Raw genomic sequence first — 17049 nt, forward strand, 5'->3', positions numbered from 1 at the left:
CCCCTTGCCTTGGTGAATCGTCTATCGGCCACGGTCGCCGCGGTCCTGGTCAGGTCCCTGCCGAGACTGTCGGGCGCGGTCCGCGAGCATCGCTTCCTCGCGCTCCCGGTCAGCCTTGGTGAGCTTCGTGGGCACGGGACTGCCCGACCCGAAGTTGGTCTGGGACAGCCGTCGAACGTCTTTGAGCCCCTCCGGGAGCGCCTGCCAGGCCCGCTCGTTCTCCGCGACCTTCTCGGCCTTCACGACGACCTGGTAGCCATCGCGTACAGCGGACAACTGACCCCGCAACGTCTGCGACAGCTCGCGCATCCGTCGCGCATCACCGGCTGCCTTGTGAGCCGACGCGACCGCGTGCGTCAAGCGCGCGAACTGGTTCAGCAGCAGCAGCTCCGCGGCTGCATTCTTCTTGTTCCCCGCCGCGGCCATGATCAGTGCGGAGTACGCCGCCGTCGAGGGCATCATCGCGGGCCGCGGGCGCGTCTCGTGCGCCCGAAGGTGCGCCGAGCGGGCGAGCGATCGCGCAGCATCAGCGAGCGGTCCCGGGGTGGGCTCCATTCGACGGGACCACGCCGCGTAGGCGCCGGCCGTCTCGCGAGCGACGTGCGCCCACGTGGCCTTGTCGGAGGGGTCCACGGACCTGATGTAGTCGTGCAGACGGTCCATGTCCGCGGCGTACGCCTCGAACAGCTCGGGGGCCGGCTCCGCCGTCTCCCGGCCAGGGTTGACCGGCGTGTACTGCCAGGGATTCTTTGCTGTCGCGCGCCATTCGGACGCCGCATCCGACGCCGACTCCGGCTGGTCCGGCCAGCCCTTCCGTAGCTCCGGCAACGTCAGGTCGCGCGCGAGCCGGCCGCCGCCGTGCCAGATCGCCTTCTCGCCGTTCGTCGGCCGCAGCGCGACCGAGTAGCCGGCGATCACATCATCACGGCCCGTCGCGAAACGAGGCCGCACCAGCACCCCGCCCTGGCGCAGACGGCGAACGAACTCGCTCTCATCTTGCGACGCGGACGAGGCCGCGCGCACCGCGCGCTCGAGGCGCTGCATGTCCGGCTCGACGTGCCCGCGACGCGCAGCGGACTCACGCGCTCCCGGCCGCACACCGCGTTCCGGGAACTCGCGCTCCGGCGCCTGGTAGACCTGCAACCCGTACTCGCGCTCCAGCTCACGGCTGATCGTCTGCGACCGCTCGTAGTCCTTGTGCACCGACGCTTTCGTGCCGTCCTCGCGCACCAGCGACACGGCGATGTGCACGTGATCGTTGCCGTTCTTCGACAGCCCGTGACGCACCGCGACCCACCGGCAATCGGCCTTGCCGATGTCCTCGCCGGCGAACCCCATCCGCTGCACGAAGTCGGTCGAGATTCGGCCCCACTGCTCGTCTGTGAGCTGACCTTCCTCCGCCGCCAGCGACAGCGAACAATGCCACACATCCGCCGCGACGCGATCCTTCACGATCGCACCGGCTGAATCCCGAACCGCCTCGCCGCTCTCGTCGGTGCGCACCTTGTTGCGCGTCACCTCGACGCCGAACAGCTCCCGCGGTCGGTCCAGATCCGCAGCGATCGCCGCAGCCGCAGCACCATCCAGAACCTCATGCCCGTACTCAGCCATGATCGCGGAATCCCCCGCGATCAGGTGCTGCTCCTCGTGCTCGTTCGTCTTGCCGGGACCGACGAGGTAGCCCATCAGTCCACGCATGCGCGTGCCGCGCGTGATGTTCGTTCTCAACGTCCACCGAGCCGGTCTGCCGTCGCCTCGATCAGGCGTCGCACCCGCCGGTACTCTTCCGCAGCCTCAACAGCCTCGGCCGGGAACTGGCCCGTGCTGTTCGCGAACCGCGCGAGCTGGTTCATGTTGTCCGACGTCTTCTGCAACAGCTTCGACGCCCGGAACAGCTCGGCAACCACCAACCGCCACTCCGTGTCCGTGCGCACCTGGGCGTTCATCGCGGACTCGAACAGCAGTCGCGGCACCGTCACTTCCAGCACCTCGGCACGGGCGCGCAGATGCGCGTCCTCCTCGGGCGTGACCGACACTTCGTACCGCTTCGACCGCGCAGCGACACCCGGCACGTTCGCGCGACGGCGCCGGCCGAACAACCGACCCTCTCGTGACGACTCCGACACGACCCTCACCGTCCTTCCGGCCCAGCGCAGCGAACCCGCCCCCCGGCGGGGACCATACGACCAGTATGCGCCGACCCGGCCGCGCAGCGGAAGGGGCGCAAGCGGTTTACCACGGGTAAACCTATAGCTTGCTCCTTAGACCGGGGTCGAAAGCACTTCGCCGCCGAAGGTGGCTGGTGTCCGATCCGCGCAGCAGGATCGAGCAGTGGTGGTCGCAGCGCGACTCGATTAACCTGGCGGCATGGCAGACAAGAGAATCGACCCCGACACCGCAGCCGCCTCCGCACGAGAACTGCTCGAGCGATCAGTCGAAGAACGGGTCGCAGCAGTGCGCTCCCTCGTGGCGGCGACCAACGACGTCGACACCGCGGACCAGGCAGCGAAGGACGCACGCGACGCCCACAGCAAAGCGTGGGACGCAGCGCTCGCCTCCGGGTGGAGCGACAAGGAATTGCGCGCCACCGGAGCCCGCGCTCCCGGCACCATCGGCGCAGCTCCTCGCGCTCGACGGTCCACTCGACGTGCGACGGAGGAGACGTCGGCTCCCGCACCAGAACATAACGGATGATGCACGACGAGACGCGCTTGCCTGTAGTGCATCCGTCGCGTCCGGCCGTCCATCCGACGCGGCACTCTGGCCTCCGGATCGAGACCGTCAAGAGCGCTCCGCGTCCCCTTCGGGGATGACCCTCCGGGTCACACTTGACGGCCTCGCCCCTCCGGCCGACGCTCTGCTTATCGGAGGGATGGCCTCAGAGAATGGGCACCGACAGCAGTGCACCTGAAACGATCGGACGTAGCATGACCAGCGCACACCCGGACGACGAGCTACGTGCGTGGGCAGCGGGTGATAACGGCCGCGAGGCAGCGACCGAACTGCTCATCCGTACCGGCCTCGCGAACGCCGACGAGCCGTGGATCCTGCACGACACCGCTTGGGACGTTTACGCCGTCGATTACGACCGCGCACTCCACGGACGCACCGACCTCAGCAGCGATCAGCTCGCGATCCTCGGACTCGCGAACTCCCTCGCGGAAGGCACCCACGTCTCCCTCCGCCACATCACCGAACACCTCGACTACGAACACGCGCTGCACGCACTCACCGCCATCGCGCATGCCGCCGGCTACCACCGCATCACCCGCACGATCGACAACAGAGGACCCATGCCCCGCATCGTTCAACGACCAGCGCTGATCACCTGGGACGACGAACCGGAGTGAACAGCGAACGTCGACGCGGAGGGGTGGACCGCGCGCCAGGTCGTCAGTAGGTTGACGGCGTGACGTCCCCCTCGTCGCGATGGAAGCCCCCGCTGAGCATCATGCTCGCGGGGGTCTTCTCGTTCAGGCGATCAGCTCGTCCCGCGTCTCGGTGAGCGACAGAGCGAGCGATCCGTCACCCTTCGCCTTCGCCCGGTCGAGGGCGCGGTAGACGGCCGCGCGGCCCACGTCGTACTGCTCCGCCAGCTCCGCGACCGTGTGCTCACCGGTGCGATACTCGGCCACCATGAGCTGTTCGAACTTGGTCGACAGCTTCGGCTTGCGGCCCTTTAACTGACCCTTGACCTTCGCGACCGCCATGCCCTCGCGGGTGCGCGATCGGATCATCTCGGCCTCGAACTCAGCGACCATCGCGAGCATGTTGAACAGCAGCCGGCCCACCGGATCGGTCGGGTCATGCACCGCTCCCCCGATGCTCAGACTCACGCCGCGCGTCGTGCTCCGCCACCAGGTCGCGCGCATCTGGCAGCGATCGCGCGAGCCGGTCGAGCTTGGTGACCAGCAGCGTCGACCCGCCCCACCAGGCTGACTGGAACTGATTCGGGGGCCACACATTCAGCCGCGAATGCTGTTGTGCGGTGTTCATCCGTCCTTCACCGCTCGGCATGTGACAGCCGTTCTACGCTGACACTGCGCAGCCGTTGAGGAAGCGCAGATCTTGGGGGGACACCATGCTGAAGAACCGAATGACGGCTCTGCTAGCCGCCGCAACGATGACGGTCGCGCTGGGCGCCGCCACGGCCCCAGCAGCCACAGCAGCAGAGAGCAGCACGAGCTACGTCGTCACAACGGCTGCGATGCCGCAGAACGTGATCGATTCGGCTGTCGCGGGCGGCGGGATGACCACCATGGCGAGCCCGGTCGGATCGACCTGGAACGATCACCGCGGCCGCAAGGTCGTGCTGCGGATCGACGCGCAGAACAAGCTGTGGACGAAGCACAACGTGAATCGCAACGTCCCGCGTGTCGCCACCCAATACCCGGACAGCTCGCGCGCCGAGGCCGGCACCTCTTGGGAGTACTTCACGACCTTCCAGCAGCGCAACGGCACGACCATCACCCGCACGCAGCAGGTGCGCACGGTCGTTGACTTCCGCAACGTCGACGGCAACCCGCAGGGAGTCATTACCTCCTACTGCGTCGGCATCACCCGCTGCCCCGACTGGATCAACCAGGTTGTCGGCTAACCCGCCTCTTCCGCGCGGCGCTACGTTCCGCGGCAATCTCCTCGCGGAACTTACTCGACTCGAGGACTCCCAGACGCCCAGTCACTTCATCGTTGACGGCATCGACTTCACCGACACTGCGACACGCCTCACCCTCACCACCGGCGACACCATCGAGGTGTCAGCATTCGTGACCGCTGAGCAGCTGCATGACACGCTTCGCCCGCACCTCGACGTGCAACCCGTGTCCGAGGCGAGTTGGGCGAGCTATCCGAGTGCCTCCGTCTGGGCGAACTGGCTGATCCTGCACTACGACCTGGCCCTCCTCGAACGGAACATGGCCGAGGAAGTCCCGAACCTCCACTACAGGAGCATCATCCGCGACGGCGAGAGCGCAACGATCACCGTCGAAGTGGGATCGCATCGTCACCAGCAGATGGTTCCTCTCACCACTCAACCGCTCGGCATCCCTATCGAGCTCGCACAACAGACACGCGACTCCATCGCCGACACGGACGTGCTTCCGTAGAGCTAGCCCAACTCATCACCCGCAAACGACAAGAGGTGGGCACTCGACTGAGCGCCCACCCCACCCCTCACGACGTCTCTACGGAGCGAGGATGTAGGACATGCCGACGACGTCCTGCACGGTGCGGGTGTTGTAGACGCCAGGGCCGGCGGCGCCGTTCATCTCGGTGATGTTGATGTAGAGGCCGTCAGCGCGCTGCTCGACGGAGTCGACCCAGGCGACGTGACCGTAGGTCGGGTCCGCGCCCTGCACGCCGGGCTCGAAGACGACGATGCTGCGAGCCTGAGCATCGAGGACGGTGGTCCAGCCGTTCGCGGCCGCGCTGGTGTCCCAGTCGAGGGCGTTGCCGTAGATCGCGGGACGCAGTCCGGTCGCCTCGAAGAACTTCTCTTTCGCGCCCCACGTGCACTGACCGGCAGCGCCACTGTTCGCGCCCTCGGTGACGCCAGTGGCACGGCCGGAGTCCGCGATGGCGGTAGTTGTCTGAGTGGTGGTGTCCGCGAATGCCGGCGCGGCGCCTACGACCGGGACCGCGATGGTGAGTGATGCTGCGAGCAGGCCCGCAGCGAGGTGGGAGCGGCGGAAGCCGTGTCCCGAGTGGTTCTGACGGTTGGCCGAGCTGGTGTCGAATTCGTTGCTCGTGCTGGTGCGCATGATGTACTCCTTCGTCTCTTCTTGCTTCCCTTGAACACCCTCCACGCTGCCACTCATACGACTCCCATCACCGAAATGGAGGAAGCGGCCACGAAGCGCCCACTTCCCACCCAGGCGCAAAGCAGCACCTACCCCCGCCGCTGGCGAGCGCTTCTGTCGTTTCTCACGCTCCCTACAAACTCTCTGCGGCGTGGCGGCGCTCGTGCAGACGACCGTGAACATTCAGCGGCTCTCGGTCGACTGCACTACGGTCCCGTCCCGAGCAGCAGGAGCGTCTGCATCTCAGGTGGTTCTAAACTCGAGGTCGCTCGGAGTTGTTCGTTCGCTCGAGCGCAGCGGATGCAAGTGGCAGGTGTGTGCTTGGCCGTCCCAATCGGGATCGGTGCTCGGACGCTGTTACGGAAGAATTGCGGCGTGGAGCGAAACGCGATCTGGCAGAGCATCGACGTCGAGCGCGAAGCTCTTGCAGACGAGTTGGCGCAGGTGATCGAGTTGCTGTGGTCGACTCCTTCGCTCTGTGCGGGTCTGACGGTGAGGGAGGTGCTCGCGCACCTGACGGTCAGCGGAGTCGTGTCCGGGCCGCGCTGGTTCGTGGGCGTCGTGCGTGCACGGTTCGACTTCGACAAGCAGGTGGATGACCGTCTCCGCGAGCAGCTCGGCGCATCACCTCGGGAGACGCTGAGCCGGTTCCGGGCAACGATTGGAAGCCGCACGTCACCGCCCCTTCCACGCCTCGCCCTGCTGGGCGAGATGGTCGTTCATGGAGAGGACATCCGCCGGCCACTCGGCCTTGTCAGGGACTACCCGGCCGCGACCCTCACCGCGCTGCTGCGCTACTACGCGGGCACCGATCAGGTGGTCATCGCCAAGAAGCGGGTGCGCGGCCTGCGCTTAGAAGCCGTCGACACCGGCATCACCCTCGGAGAGGGTGACGCTGTGCGCGGCAGCACGCTCGCCCTCATCATGGCCATGACCGGACGCGCCTCGTACTGCGCCGAGCTCTCCGGCGCCGGCGTCTCCACGCTGGCCGCCCGCTCCAGCTGACATCGGCAAAGCGGGAGCAGCCCACGTCATACTCCTGGCGTCTCACCTGGTCTCAAATCGACATCGTTCGTGAAGGTTGGCGGGCGTATCGTGAAGGGCGCCGGCCGCGTCGCGGAGGCGCACGAACCTTCTCGTCTGAGAACGGATGTCATTGCTGGGCTGAGAGGGCTTCCCCCCTTTACCGAGTCGAGCCGTCATGTCCTTCCGGGACGAGAGTCAGCAAGACACCATCCGAGTCCTCGAAGATTTGATCGCGGCGTTCTCAGGGCCGCACTGGGTGCACCCCGCTCACGCTGAACAGGTCCTCACGCACGCCACTGACCTCCTCGGCGTCGCGCAGAACTTCGGCAGTCCGCGCCGTCTGCGCATGCCGACGCTGATGTGGCCGCGCTCGGCTGTCTTCGAGATCCCCGACCCGCCGCCAGTACCGCCGAGCGCCCTCTGAATCACAGTCGCGAAAGGGGATGGGCCACGCACGCGTGAGTCTCGTGAGAACAACCGGCGATTGGCTGATGTGACCGCTGGTTCGAGGACTCCATGCCTCAGTCGCGCTTTCCCTCGGCCTGCCGACCTGGGGTACACCCGATTCACCACCCTGACACCATCGGACGCAGCACCTATTCACCACGACCGCCGCTTCCCGGACGTACCGCCGTTCCGCAGACGGAGATGTCGAGCGCCTAGCCGCGCGAAAAGGAGCGGTCAGGTCAGCGGGCGGCGGTACGGGACCGCGACGCGGAACATCAGCACTCCCCCGACCGCGAGAAAGCCCGCACCGATCAGACCGAACCCCGGCGGCTCATCCGCCGAGGAGTAGCCGCCATTGACCATCGGCGTGAAGACCAAGTCGATGAGAACACTCGACATCAGCACCGCAACGAGCGCAAGACCAGCCGTCCCCAGACGCCGCCCCGCCACAACACAGCCGGCGATCACGACAAGGGCGAGCAGCACCTCCACGAACCAGACCCAGAACGGCAGAACCCACGCAGGCGTCGGCGCCTGATACTGCAAGAAGTTACACGCCACGCTGTCGTAGCCCTCGGACCAGCACGGTCCCCAGAACATCGCCGCGCCGATCCCCTGCACGGCCGCATGCCCCAGCAGGAGAACCCCGACCGCTACCGCCAGCACGCTCAGGACGATCGACTTCCCGTCCGGTCGAACAGGGACAAGCTTCGCGATCGCCATGACGCCGACAGTAGAAGCGTCCGGTGAACGGTGCGAGACCCTCACCGCCGTTGCCGGGTCACCATCTGCGCCGCGACGATCAGAGCGGCTGCGACAGCGAACAAGACCAGCGCAGCGCACACGACGAGAGCCGCGAGGAGAACAGCGAACCCGCCGGGCCGCTCGACATAGACGTTGGTCGAGTGCACCGGATCCCACTCCAACCAGGACGAGCCGTACGCCATCCCCGCCCAGTACACGACCGGAGTGAGCACCACTGCGGCAGCGGCAGCGACCAGCACCGCCGGGGCGCTCCAACGGCGCTCCCCCGACGATCGAGCAGCGAGCCCTCGGCTCCCGAGAAGACGCAAGACGAGCCCCGCCAGGAGCAGACCGCCTGCTCCGACGAACACCAGTCCCAGCGGCGGTGTGCCAGCGGCAGTGGCCAAACCCGCGCCGATTGCGATCACGGCGGCGACCGCCATGGCCACGTTCCCCACAGGAACAGCCGATGACTCGATGCGTCCAGGAACAGCTATACGGTCAGTCTCCGCGCGCCCGGGCCGGCGCGCGAGGACCAGACAGTGAACTCTCTCGACCACCGCTTCTTCATCGCGTGATCGCTCCGATAGAGGCGACGCCCGTGAGCAGGCGAAGATGGAGGCATGTCCAAGAAGATCGAATCAGCTCACCGCAAGCTCGTCGACGCGCTCGAGAAGCACGCCGAACTCGCCTCCGGCAAGAAGAGCCACCGCGGCCGCATCGAGAGCGCCGCCGCCGACGTTAAGCGCGCCGCCACGAAGTACGCCGCCGTCGTCGCCGCACGCACCGACACGCAGAGCCCGTTCAGCGACATCGCCGACCCCCGCCTGGACCGACCCACCATCGCCTCCCTCACGGCGGAACGTGATGCGCTCACCCGCCGGCTGACCGAAACACCCCTCACGGCCACCGATCTGCAGGTGCCGCTACCTACTCCGGAGTCGGACCCGTCCTAGCCGGATCGAAGGGCCGCTCGGCCATCCACGCGAGTGTCGCTCCTTGACGTCACTTGTCCCAGGTGGAGGCGATGTCGAAGCTTTCGGGTGCCCGACGAGTCGTTCCGCACACAGACCCGCGCAACGAGTGCATTCTCGTCCAGCTTTGACCCTCCTCGATCGGCCGCGCGACCTGTCGGCTCGCATTCTTCGGTTGGGAGAGGTCACGTGGACGGCTTGGTAGGTCGCTCATCGTTGGACAAGCGACGCGGCGACGCCCCGGGCTGTCGGTGTTGCGGTCTCTCCGAAGGTCGTTTCGAATGCTCGTGAGTCGAAGAGGTAGGGGCGGGTGTATTGGTAGTCCATCTCGAGTGTTTCGCGGGCTGCAAGGTTGAACAGCGCCCCGAGACGCATCGTGGTTGGTCGCATCACGGCGGTGCGGGCGCCGGGTCCAGCAGCAACTTCTAGGTACTGGCGCCCCGTCATCGCGGGCGCAGTGGGCAGGTGCCACGTTCCGTTTCGGGCGGCGGGGTTGGTTCCGAGGGTCACGAGAGCCTTGCCGATGTCGGGTGTGTAGGTGAGGGAATGCGGCTGGTCTGCGTCGAAGAGCCAGGTTCCCGTCTTGTTGACGGCAATCTTGTCGAGGGCGAAGGTGTTGAAGACGCTGGTTGTCGCACCGGGGCCGTAGAAGTCGGCGCTTCGTCCGATCGTCACTGTCAGCCCCTGCGACTGGGCCGCTCGGAGAGAGCGCAGCGCAGCAGCACGCACTTCGCCCTTCTTACTTCGTGGCGCGAGGGGGGTCTGTTCGGTCATGACGCCGTCGACGGGGCCGTAGGCGTAGACGTTGTCGAGGTAGACGAGGTGGACGCCGTTCTCGAGCGCGGCGGCGATCGCGTTGTCGAGGATGACAGGCCAGTGATCCGCCCACACGCGGGCCGAGTACGGGAGGCCTGCCGTGAGGTAGGCGACTTCGGCGCCTCGTAGGGAGTGTGTGACGTCGCGGGCGCTGAGGAGGTCGGCGGTCAGGGACTGCGCTTCGGCGATGGTCGATGGACGCCTGCCAACAGAAGTCGGTCGTTCGCCGGCCGCGATCAGAGCGCGCAGCGTTTCACGGCCGATGACACCGTTGCCGCCAAGGACAACGTGGCGAGGGTTCGTGGTCATGAGTCGTTTCCGTTCGGGTCGGTGATGGGAAAGAAGGTCGACGTGGCGTGTTGTTGAGCGAGACGGCGCAGCCCGGCGAAGAGCGGATCACCGAGGGCTGTGCCAACGACCATCAGTTCGGCCACTTCGTCCGGTCCGGAGAGTGACGTGAGCGCGTTCACGTCCGCGTCCGCCGCGGATGTGGCGGCAGTCGCATAGGCACCCAGGTAGTCATCGGGCGCGTCGAACCCGATGGCGAGCAGCCCATCAAGGGCGCGAGCTACCGCATCGATCCCAGGGTTGTCCTCGGTGAAGCACCAGCCCTGCTGCTGCGCGACGGCGACGACACGAGCACGGCTGGCAGCAGTCGGCGTGGACTCGATGACCCGCGGAGTGCTCATCGCATGTTGCGCGACGCGGAACGTTTCAGCCATCGGCATATCCGGGGCATCGAGGACCCCGATGACCTCCCCTGCGGCAGAGATCGACAACCCTCCTGTCTCGATCAGAGCGCGAATCAGCCGCACTCGCTGCACGTGCTTGTCGCTGTAATCGACCTGATTCGCTGAGGACCGGACCCCCTCCGGGACGAGGCCTTCGCGCTGGTAGTACTTCACGGCAGACAGAGGAACGTCCGCCAACCGAGCCAAATCAGATATTTTCACTATCTGATAGTAACGGTATCCTCCTGCGGTAGGCCAGGCGCCTGGTTCAACTTCTCGGCTAGGACGTCCGTGTCGCAAACGAATACCACCGAGGCTCGGTCGCGGGTCAGCTCGCTGCACAAAGAGCCACGCTCCACAGCCCTGGTCGCACTACTCCTTGGCTCGCCAAGCTGGGGTACACCCCAACCGGACGTCAGGCACCCTGGCCGAAGCGCGTCCGAATAGGGCCGTGTCGGGCCTTGTCTGACACTTGCCCCTGCGGCTCTTAGACTTCAACTGGGCAAGTAGCGGTCGGAGGCGGCATGTCGGGTCAGAGGGTCGGGTACGTGCGGGTGAGCACGTTGGATCAGAGCACGGTGCGCCAGCTCGACGGCGTGACGCTGGATCGAATCTTCGAGGACAAGGCCTCCGGCAAGGACGTCAACCGTCCGCAGCTCGAACAGATGATCGGATTCGTCCGCGACGGAGACACGGTGCTCGTGCACTCGATGGATCGGCTCGCAAGAAACCTCGAGGATCTTCGCCGGCTCGTGCGCAGACTGACGGACAAGAAGGTGCGCGTCGAGTTCGTGAAGGAGCAGCTCACCTTCACCGGTGAGGACAGCGCGATGGCGAACCTGCTTCTGAACATGATGGGCGCGTTCGCAGAGTTCGAACGCGAACTCATCCGAGAACGCCAACGCGAAGGCATTGCCCTCGCCAAGCAGCGCGGCGTGTACCGCGGTCGCGCCCGGTCACTCTCCTCGACCCAGATCGCCGAGCTGCGCGAGCGGGCTGGTGCCGGCATGGCGAAGACCGCGCTGGCTAAGGAGTACGGCATCAGTCGAGAGACCGTGTACGCCTACCTCCGCATCCCGACGACCGCCACGGGCTAGCGCAGGGGCGCCGAGGACGCACCCTTTGAACAATCACGTTGATCGCTGGTCATAGCCTCATCCCATGCGGAAGGTCGAACGGCTCTTGCTCGCGGCACTCATCGCAGCGACTCTCGCCCTGGTGGTCGTCGTCGTCCTCGTCGGCCTCGCTGTGAACGACCTCACAAGAAATGCGGTTCCGCCCTTTGTTCAGCCTGGGCCCAGCGACCGGCCGACAGCTCGACCGATACCGCCATCGCTGATACCCCCGACGCTGCTGCCCGCTGAATGAGCGACCGAAAGTGAAGTCGATCGTTCATGTTGACCGGTGACGATCTCCTCGTGTCTGCTCGATGGTCCCCGAGGCTGCCCGCGCTGATCGTAGGCGCCGCGTTGATCGCAGTCGTGGTACTGGCGTTCGTTCTTGATGGGGTTGCGCTGGCGTGCAACGAGCCGATTCCTCCACAGTGCACCGGCTTTGCCGTCCCTTGGCCAAGCCTGTCCGTTGCGGTGCTGACGACACTCGCCCTGGCGGCTGTCACCTCCGCGATCCCCGAGCGCACCTACCAGAGGAGGAAGTACGCCCTCCTCATCAGCATGAGTGTGGGGATCGTCGTGTCTTGCGTCCTCGTGGGGCAGACCGGATCGGTTCCCGCTGACCGCTACTACGAGATGACCGACGGGGCTTGAGCTCCCTTTCGTCTCGTTCACCTTCGCGGTGCATGATGCGGTTATGACGACCGACTTTGATCCCGAGCAGGTTGTGCGCGACGTCACGGCGAACGTCCGCAAGAAGTTTCCCGACCGCACCGATGAGCAGCTTGAGCCCCTCGTGCGGGAAGAGCTCGCCGATCTGCAGGACCGGCCCGTGCAGGACTACCTCTCCGTCCTCACCGAACGCGCCGTGAAACGCCGCCTGAAGCGCGACACTCCGACCGCGTGACCCTGGCGAGTCGCGTCCGAATTCTACTGCGTCTGCTGGGGTTGATCACGCTCAGCGACCCCGGGGCAATGGCGCTCTCAGCGCGAACATCCGTTGTAGACAGTTGGAACGGTCGGCCGCGAATCGCGCACCATCGAGCTGCTGAGGGGCTGGCTACCCTGGCTAGGTGGACTTCATTGGCTTGGCGCCCCGCCACTTTGACACCGCGCTCGGCGCGGTACTGACCACAGCCATGCAGGCGCAGGGCTGGAGCGCACAGAAGGTAGCCGTATTCGCACGGCTCCGACCACGCACCGTCCGACGCATCCTGACCGGTAAACCCTCGGCCGGCACCGTACAACTGCACCGCCTCCTGCAAGTCCTGCAACTCGACCACGACGCCACGACGCGCACCGTCTACATCGAAGCGCGAGTCGCGCAGCTCGCCGCGGACACCGAAGCGGCCGAACACCGCGACCGCACCCGAGACGCGCTCGGATGATGACCGGCAACGACCTCACCGTTCTCCTCAACCCGTCCGTCATCCTCGGCGCCCTCGTCATCGTTGCGGCGATCCTTGGCGGGCCGTGGCTGCGCGACCGGTACATCTTCCGAGAACTCAACCGCGACACCGGCGTCAGCCGACAACAACCCACTGCCCTTTTCACATCAGGCCGGGCCGGCAACCCGCCGCTGGTGTACTTCCTGGAACTGCACTACGCCGAACGCCTCGACACAGTGCTGATGCTGCACCGCATCGGCGCCATCGCCAGCCTCCACGACGGCTCCATGACCATGCACGACCGCGCCGGACGCCTCCTCACCCACCTCAGCGCACTCGACGTCGCCTACTACCGCCGCCTCAACGACACAGCCCCGCAACCACCCAACCCGGAATAGACAACCCTGCCCAGCGCCCGGCCTCCCCTGCCCCGTTTCACGCCCCCTCAACGGAATCACCACCGGACAGGTTTAACGAGACAACCCCGCCCGCGCCACGCCGCGGCGGCGCACGCAACTCGTGGGCGACCGGTTGACGACCCCCTAACGGGACGGGATCAGAGGGCGCCTGGCGGTACTGGAGGCGGGTTGGGGTCCTCGAAAACGGCGGAGCGCGGCCACATCAGCGTCGGCATGCGCACGCGGCCTGCACTGCCGGTGTTCTGCGCGACGTCGAGGAGCTCGGTGGCGTGCGCGAGGACGTGCTCCGCATAGGCAGGGTGCACCCAGTGCGGGGCGGAGAACGCCGCGATCAGGTCCTGGAGGGCACGGATGGTGTCTTGCTGATTCTCATCCCGGAGGGACATGACGGCTCGACTCGATAAGGGGAAAGCCCTCTCGGCCGAGTGGCGCCGTCCGACTCGTGCGAGAGAGTTCGTGCGCCTCCGCGACGCGACCGGCACGCACCACCGTACGCCCCTGACTCACGGAAAGGGGCATACGGGAAATATCCCGGTGAGGTCGCAGAAACGGTTCTGAGACCTTGGGGTTAGGCAGGCGCGGAACCGAGTACCTCGAATCGGTCTGAACCGTGCTGAGCAGGGGTTAGTCTCAGAGCCCATCCGAGACCTCGCGTGGCGAATCGCGCCCTTCTCGGGCGCACGCACCGGCGGGACGCCCCATGGGCAAGCTGCACTACAACTCCAGCTCCGAGTCCGACTTCGATGACCGGCTCCTCGCCCACCTGCAGCTCGTGATCGGAACGAAGCTCGGGAAGGGCGAGAGCTTCTACCTGTCCTGGAAGAACAGCGTCGACGTCGGCAGCGGACGACGCTCGGTGTGGCTGCATCCTGCGATCCCGCTCGAATTCGCCTTCGCCGGCAACCGCTCCCCCAGCATCAACCCCGCGTGGATTCGTCAGCTCGTCCAGGACTCCTACACCGTCAACGGACTCCGCGTCAGCCCGGAACCTGACCCCGGCGGAGCCAACCCTCACGCCCCAGACGCCTCGACCACACCACGACGAACGACACCCCGCACAACCCTTCGATCGGAACAGTGACCCCATGAGGAAGCTCTACTACTCCAGCGGCTCGATGCTCGTCGGCGACGTCACCTGCAAGGCCGTGCTCCGCTACGCCCGGGCCCTCGCGGACGTCGGGAAATCGGACATCGTGACCGTTCCCGTCGTCACCGACGCGGGAAGCAACGCCTACGCCCACCTGCTTATCGGACCCGCCAGCCAACTGTTCTCCATCCCGGTGGAGAACAGCCACGGCGACGAACCCCTCGATGAGGCAGCCATCGCGCACATCGAGCTCGAGACACGGCGGATGCAGCCAGCCCGCCCCTCCTGGGATGAAGAGATGACCGACATCACCGACGTCGACTTCCTCGACCTCCCCGGACCCTCCTGACCCCTCACTCGAACCCGGAATCTAAGGACGGCCGCCCGCCTCGTTCCCCGCCGAAACGTCCGCTCAACGATCCCCTTACGGGACGGCCTCTAGCTTCCGGCGCCGCGGATCCCTCCCCACGTCTCTCCGAGCGTGGTCGAGTCCGGGCCGATGGTGTTGTCGTGCGCGTTGAGGAGCGCTGTTCGTTCTGCGTCCGTCGCGTTCACCTCATCTAGGAAGGCGAGAAGAGAGAACGGCAGCAGCTTCCACAGCTCCGCACGCAGCTTCAGTGCCGCCGGAGCGTGCTCGTGCAGTTGCGCGATCGGCTCGAGCTGCGGGTACCGATCACTGATCAACGCGACTTGCTCCCGGGTCAACATGTACCGGCTGAGGAGAGAGCCGGCGAGTACCTCGTCGCCGGAATCCACGAGAGCGTTGATGCTCTCGTTCATCAGCTCGAGCGAGTCGTCGCCAGCGACGTGCCACCGCTGGTTGTGAGTTCCGTTGACCGCGATCCAATCAGCCGAGCGCCCCTCCGGCAGAGGAGGAACGTCCCCCGACCAGGCATGTCCATCAGTCATGTGCTCATTGTGGTGGAGCAGCAGGTGCCGACAAGAGCAGGCGCGTGGCGCCGACCCGATGCGCCGCTGAACGATCCCCTTACGGGACGGCCGCGCTCCGCTTCCGGGGCTCAACTACCGGCGCCGAAACGCTCCATACAGCGCGACGACGCTGCCGTCCTCGAAGCGATCCGCAGGACTCAGCGGAGAACCGTCAGGCCACTGTGAGAGCCGCACGAAGTGCAGCCGAAGCGACGAGCGTTCGTCCTCGTGCAGCATCTCCTCGAACACGGGAACGAGCGCCAGTCGCAGCTCCTCGATCGTCGTCACCGCACACCAGGGCTGTCGACGTAGACGTTCTCACTGAGCGGAGTCCACGTCTCTTCGACTCCCCCGCCGTCCGGGATGACGTGGAACGTGTCGCGGCCGATCGTGGCATCGAACCCGCCGGCCCCGCAGCTCTGGTCCCACGTGTCCTCGTCAGCGAAGCTCGTCAAGCACGTCGTCTCCAGATCGCTCGTTCGCGCCAGGAACAGTGATCGGTCTCCGACTCGGCCGACGAGCCGGGAGCTGGTCTCGTCCATCTCCGACCACGAGGCCCGCGGGGGCAACGTCGGGAACGTATCGGCGTCGGTCGCTGCCCGGTCGAGGTCCGCGAAAGTGAGCAGAGGACGCTCAGCGGTGGTGAAGCACCCGCTGAGCGAGGCCACGACTGCGGCAAAGATGACCGTGACGGCGAGGGTTCGAGTGGTCACCCTTGCGATGCTGCGCGGTCGACTTGTCCAGGTCACGAGGTCAGCCTAGGAAGCGCAGGACCAGGACACGCCCTTTCCGGAAACTAGGGTGAGGGCATGTTCCCCGAGCTCGGCACCGCGTTCCTCGCGGGCGCGCTCGCTCTGCTCTCCCCCTGCGCTGCGCCAATCCTCCCTGGCATTGTCGGCGCCCTCACCTCGACAGGAGACGGACGGGCTCGACCGTCTCGGCAGGTGTGGTCGATCCTTGCTTTCGCGGTCGGCGCCGCGCTCGTGCTGATCGGATCAGTAGCGCTGCTTCTCGCGTTCGGCGCGAATGTGAACCTCGCCCGTCCGCCGTACACGCTAATCGCCGGCGGACTGCTCATCGCCGCCGGCCTCTACTCCCTCGGCGTCCTCCGGATCCCCTGGATCACGAAGACCTCCACCCCAGGCGGCTCGGCCGCGAAAGCACTGCTGCTCGGAGTCAGCTGCGCCGCAGTCTGGTACCCCTGCCTCGGCCCATCCCTCGCCATCGCCTACGGCCTCGCCTCCAACATCGACACCGCGGGACTCGGCGTCGCGCTGGGGTTCGTCTACTTCCTCGGCATGCTCACCCCGCTGTTCCTGCTCGGACTCGTCCTCGCCCGCGCAGCACGCTCACGCCGATGGCTGCGCCGCATCGGCGCCTACGCCAACAAGGCCGTCGCCGTCCTCCTCATCGCGATCGGCGTCCTCGTCATCACGGGACTCTGGAACTCCGTGTCGCTGTGGATCGTGGACAACTCGAGCTGGTTCCCCACCCTCTGATCCTCGAACAGGATCGCTGTGCAGCCAGTCGACCCGATCAGGGGACGAGGAGATGCCGTGTCTGTCCGAGTGTCAGAA

26 protein-coding genes and 1 pseudogene are annotated in these 17049 nt (G+C 66.3%); 15 read left to right on the top strand and 12 right to left on the bottom strand.

Translation table 11 applies throughout. The annotated features are described in order from the left end of the window. Positions 1-21 precede the first annotated feature (21 nt). Together GRS96_RS19120 and GRS96_RS19125 are read right to left on the bottom strand one after the other, a co-directional pair. Positions 22-1686, bottom strand: coding sequence for a relaxase/mobilization nuclease domain-containing protein (locus GRS96_RS19120; RefSeq protein WP_159989438.1), 1665 nt, complete (start codon positions 1684-1686; stop codon positions 22-24). Between the two features lie 38 nt (positions 1687-1724). Beyond that, on the bottom strand, positions 1725-2036 hold the full coding sequence (locus GRS96_RS19125; RefSeq protein WP_236553717.1) for a plasmid mobilization relaxosome protein MobC: 312 nt from the start codon (positions 2034-2036) through the stop codon (positions 1725-1727). Positions 2037-2367: 331 nt separating this feature from the next. On the opposite strand from GRS96_RS19125, the gene GRS96_RS19130 reads away from it, so the two are divergent. Together GRS96_RS19130 and GRS96_RS19135 are read left to right on the top strand one after the other, a co-directional pair. Then, positions 2368-2694, top strand: a complete 327-nt coding sequence (locus GRS96_RS19130) for a hypothetical protein (protein WP_159989439.1) — start codon at positions 2368-2370, stop codon at positions 2692-2694. Between the two features lie 191 nt (positions 2695-2885). Then, a complete protein-coding gene (locus tag GRS96_RS19135) occupies positions 2886-3350 on the top strand; it encodes a hypothetical protein (RefSeq protein WP_159989440.1) in 465 nt (154 codons plus the stop codon). Positions 3351-3473: 123 nt separating this feature from the next. Here the strand turns inward: GRS96_RS19135 and GRS96_RS19140 are convergent. Then, positions 3474-3924 (bottom strand): annotated as a pseudogene (locus GRS96_RS19140) (recombinase family protein); the annotation flags it as partial. 157 nt (positions 3925-4081) lie between these two features. Here GRS96_RS19140 and GRS96_RS19145 point away from each other — a divergent pair. Together GRS96_RS19145 and GRS96_RS19150 are read left to right on the top strand one after the other, a co-directional pair. Then, positions 4082-4597, top strand: coding sequence for a hypothetical protein (locus tag GRS96_RS19145; RefSeq protein ID WP_104224239.1), 516 nt, complete (start codon positions 4082-4084; stop codon positions 4595-4597). Continuing rightward, the gene (locus GRS96_RS19150) at positions 4587-5105 is read left to right on the top strand and encodes a hypothetical protein (RefSeq protein ID WP_159989441.1); all 519 of its coding nucleotides are present in this window, start codon (positions 4587-4589) and stop codon (positions 5103-5105) included. The genes GRS96_RS19145 and GRS96_RS19150 overlap by 11 nt, the downstream gene beginning before the upstream one ends. A gap of 78 nt (positions 5106-5183) precedes the next feature. Here the strand turns inward: GRS96_RS19150 and GRS96_RS19155 are convergent, their stop codons facing one another. Continuing rightward, positions 5184-5759, bottom strand: coding sequence for a CHAP domain-containing protein (locus GRS96_RS19155; RefSeq protein WP_236553718.1), 576 nt, complete (start codon positions 5757-5759; stop codon positions 5184-5186). A gap of 414 nt (positions 5760-6173) precedes the next feature. Here GRS96_RS19155 and GRS96_RS19160 point away from each other — a divergent pair, with 414 nt between their 5' ends. Together GRS96_RS19160 and GRS96_RS19165 are read left to right on the top strand one after the other, a co-directional pair. Further along, entirely contained in the window at positions 6174-6803 is a 630-nt protein-coding gene (locus tag GRS96_RS19160) for a maleylpyruvate isomerase family mycothiol-dependent enzyme (protein WP_236553719.1), read from the top strand. Positions 6804-6999: 196 nt separating this feature from the next. Then, on the top strand, positions 7000-7248 hold the full coding sequence (locus GRS96_RS19165) for a hypothetical protein (RefSeq protein WP_107576027.1): 249 nt from the start codon (positions 7000-7002) through the stop codon (positions 7246-7248). 257 nt (positions 7249-7505) lie between these two features. Here GRS96_RS19165 and GRS96_RS19170 read toward each other — a convergent pair whose 3' ends face one another. Further along, positions 7506-7994 carry a hypothetical protein gene (locus GRS96_RS19170; protein WP_107576028.1) on the bottom strand — a complete coding sequence of 163 codons (489 nt, stop codon included), beginning with the start codon at positions 7992-7994 and terminating at the stop codon, positions 7506-7508. A 41-nt stretch (positions 7995-8035) separates the two neighbouring features. After that, positions 8036-8458 (bottom strand): hypothetical protein, encoded by a 423-nt coding sequence (locus GRS96_RS19175; RefSeq protein WP_159989444.1) that lies wholly within the window; start codon positions 8456-8458, stop codon positions 8036-8038. Positions 8459-8638: 180 nt separating this feature from the next. Here GRS96_RS19175 and GRS96_RS19180 point away from each other — a divergent pair, with 180 nt between their 5' ends. Continuing rightward, a complete protein-coding gene (locus GRS96_RS19180) occupies positions 8639-8971 on the top strand; it encodes a hypothetical protein (RefSeq protein WP_107576030.1) in 333 nt (110 codons plus the stop codon). Positions 8972-9199: 228 nt separating this feature from the next. Here the strand turns inward: GRS96_RS19180 and GRS96_RS19185 are convergent, their stop codons facing one another. Both GRS96_RS19185 and GRS96_RS19190 read right to left on the bottom strand, forming a co-directional pair. Next, positions 9200-10114, bottom strand: a complete 915-nt coding sequence (locus GRS96_RS19185) for an NAD-dependent epimerase/dehydratase family protein (RefSeq protein ID WP_107576031.1) — start codon at positions 10112-10114, stop codon at positions 9200-9202. After that, complete coding sequence (locus GRS96_RS19190; protein WP_236553720.1) at positions 10111-10710, bottom strand: MerR family transcriptional regulator; 600 nt, start codon at positions 10708-10710, stop codon at positions 10111-10113. The genes GRS96_RS19185 and GRS96_RS19190 overlap by 4 nt, the downstream gene beginning before the upstream one ends. 350 nt (positions 10711-11060) lie before the next feature. Here GRS96_RS19190 and GRS96_RS19195 point away from each other — a divergent pair, with 350 nt between their 5' ends. From GRS96_RS19195 to GRS96_RS19215, 5 genes are all read left to right on the top strand, one after another. Continuing rightward, on the top strand, positions 11061-11633 hold the full coding sequence (locus GRS96_RS19195; RefSeq protein ID WP_159989445.1) for a recombinase family protein: 573 nt from the start codon (positions 11061-11063) through the stop codon (positions 11631-11633). Positions 11634-11930: 297 nt separating this feature from the next. Further along, on the top strand, positions 11931-12302 hold the full coding sequence (locus GRS96_RS19200; RefSeq protein WP_159989446.1) for a hypothetical protein: 372 nt from the start codon (positions 11931-11933) through the stop codon (positions 12300-12302). Positions 12303-12345: 43 nt separating this feature from the next. Then, complete coding sequence (locus tag GRS96_RS19205) at positions 12346-12555, top strand: three-helix bundle dimerization domain-containing protein (RefSeq protein WP_159989447.1); 210 nt, start codon at positions 12346-12348, stop codon at positions 12553-12555. 166 nt (positions 12556-12721) lie between these two features. Next, positions 12722-13036 (top strand): helix-turn-helix domain-containing protein, encoded by a 315-nt coding sequence (locus GRS96_RS19210; protein ID WP_159989448.1) that lies wholly within the window; start codon positions 12722-12724, stop codon positions 13034-13036. Then, complete coding sequence (locus GRS96_RS19215; RefSeq protein ID WP_159989449.1) at positions 13033-13434, top strand: hypothetical protein; 402 nt, start codon at positions 13033-13035, stop codon at positions 13432-13434. Before GRS96_RS19210 ends, GRS96_RS19215 begins: the two co-directional genes overlap by 4 nt. Positions 13435-13592: 158 nt before the next feature. On the opposite strand, the gene GRS96_RS19220 is transcribed toward GRS96_RS19215, so the two are convergent. Further along, on the bottom strand, positions 13593-13841 hold the full coding sequence (locus tag GRS96_RS19220) for a hypothetical protein (RefSeq protein ID WP_159989450.1): 249 nt from the start codon (positions 13839-13841) through the stop codon (positions 13593-13595). A gap of 314 nt (positions 13842-14155) precedes the next feature. Between GRS96_RS19220 and GRS96_RS19225 the strand changes: the two genes are divergently transcribed. Beyond that, positions 14156-14536 carry a DUF7882 family protein gene (locus tag GRS96_RS19225; protein WP_204162186.1) on the top strand — a complete coding sequence of 127 codons (381 nt, stop codon included), beginning with the start codon at positions 14156-14158 and terminating at the stop codon, positions 14534-14536. A 4-nt stretch (positions 14537-14540) separates the two neighbouring features. Next, complete coding sequence (locus tag GRS96_RS19230) at positions 14541-14891, top strand: hypothetical protein (RefSeq protein ID WP_159989451.1); 351 nt, start codon at positions 14541-14543, stop codon at positions 14889-14891. Between the two features lie 89 nt (positions 14892-14980). Here GRS96_RS19230 and GRS96_RS19235 read toward each other — a convergent pair whose 3' ends face one another. The 3 genes from GRS96_RS19235 to GRS96_RS19245 all read right to left on the bottom strand — a co-directional run bounded on the left by GRS96_RS19235 (position 14981) and on the right by GRS96_RS19245 (position 16185). Further along, positions 14981-15451: a hypothetical protein gene (locus tag GRS96_RS19235; RefSeq protein WP_159989452.1), complete on the bottom strand. Its 471-nt coding sequence runs from the start codon at positions 15449-15451 to the stop codon at positions 14981-14983. Between the two features lie 114 nt (positions 15452-15565). Continuing rightward, complete coding sequence (locus GRS96_RS19240; RefSeq protein WP_107576051.1) at positions 15566-15760, bottom strand: hypothetical protein; 195 nt, start codon at positions 15758-15760, stop codon at positions 15566-15568. Continuing rightward, positions 15757-16185 (bottom strand): hypothetical protein, encoded by a 429-nt coding sequence (locus tag GRS96_RS19245; RefSeq protein WP_107576052.1) that lies wholly within the window; start codon positions 16183-16185, stop codon positions 15757-15759. The genes GRS96_RS19240 and GRS96_RS19245 overlap by 4 nt, the downstream gene beginning before the upstream one ends. 96 nt (positions 16186-16281) lie before the next feature. Here GRS96_RS19245 and GRS96_RS19250 point away from each other — a divergent pair, with 96 nt between their 5' ends. After that, on the top strand, positions 16282-16971 hold the full coding sequence (locus tag GRS96_RS19250) for a cytochrome c biogenesis CcdA family protein (protein ID WP_107576053.1): 690 nt from the start codon (positions 16282-16284) through the stop codon (positions 16969-16971). The last annotated feature ends 78 nt before the right edge of the window (positions 16972-17049 follow it).

It is taken from the genome of Rathayibacter sp. VKM Ac-2803, assembly GCF_009807175.1.
Classification (GTDB): Bacteria; Actinomycetota; Actinomycetes; order Actinomycetales; family Microbacteriaceae; genus Rathayibacter.